At 51.4% G+C, this 1,093-nt stretch carries 1 protein-coding gene; it reads right to left on the bottom strand.

Features of this window, described 5'->3' with window-relative positions; translation table 11 throughout:
* A partial coding sequence (locus I2D57_RS09810) for a plasmid mobilization protein (RefSeq protein ID WP_195362348.1) occupies nt 1-446 on the bottom strand: 446 nt, incomplete at its 3' end.
* Nucleotides 447-1,093 lie beyond the last annotated feature (647 nt).

Genomic DNA, 1,093 nt, shown 5'->3' with positions numbered 1-1,093 from the left:
CCTTCCTTCAATAACTCATGATGGAGTTTTTCAACTTCAGCAATATCGAAGTTGAATGATTCAATCTTTCCGTAGATCGCGCTGCGGCGAACCAACTCGCTTACAGAGATGCCAAGCACTGCCGCCCGCTGTTCGATCGCCTTTTTTTCTGGAGCGGTCAGCATCACATGAAACGAAACGTCACGTTTCTCGGCGTTCTCGGCGATGGCTTCACCGCACTCGCCAGATTTTTTTGAAGCGTGTTTGCGCTTGCAGTTGTGCAGCGCTTTATTTTTCTCGTGCTCGATTTTCTTTCCAGTCTCAAGACCGTCGAGAGCAATCGAACGGCTAATCAAAACGGAGCGGATTAGTTCAGCTTCCGTGCAACCGGCTTCGCCACAGAGGCGCTGAAGAATTTCCTTTTCTTCAGCGGTCAACGTCGCTTCGACTTTCTCGCTTCGTCTCATTTTTATCCCTTCAGCTTCGGAGTGGCCTCCGAAACAAGATTTGGAAAAGTCCGCTGAATTTTTCTCGAAGGCGAAACCGCTTCGCGCACAAAGCGGAACTCAGCTTTGCCTGTCTTCTTTTCCCGTGTGAGGGAAAAGCAAGATCGTAAATGGCCATAGTTCATGCTTGCATGTAATTATGGCCATTTACGTACATCTTGCAATCTCCGGAACGGTGATTGGGCGAAACGCAGTGTAGACGTGGAATGAGAGGCCTCATTCCAAGCGAGAGGCCTCGCGGCGTCGTAACCGCGTGAAGACCGTGAGCGAAAGCGAAATTTTAACGCGAAGGATGCTGAGTGTTAGAAATTCGCTGTAGCGAGAGCGGAGCGGTAATGCGAATGCGAGGGGTGCCGAGTATTTGCAATATCGCGCAGCGGGTTTGCGACGCCCGCGGCGCAAACATTCGACTTTGTCGAATCGTTTTCGTGACGCTTGCGAAAAAGTTGAGGCAGCTTTCGACAATTTCAATGGCGCGGAGAGTCATTAGCGTGACTCGTAGCGCTGTTGGATTTGTCGAAAGGTGACGCGGCCCGCATTGCGATTCGGATTAGCGAGTCGGTTTTCATGCGGCGGTCAAGCCGCCTATGATCGCGACCTTCGGTCGC

Source organism: Collinsella aerofaciens, from assembly GCF_015553355.1.
GTDB lineage: Bacteria > Actinomycetota > Coriobacteriia > Coriobacteriales > Coriobacteriaceae > Collinsella > Collinsella aerofaciens_V.
Note: the sequence above shows the minus strand (reverse complement) of the source record. Positions and strands in the feature narration are given on the sequence as shown.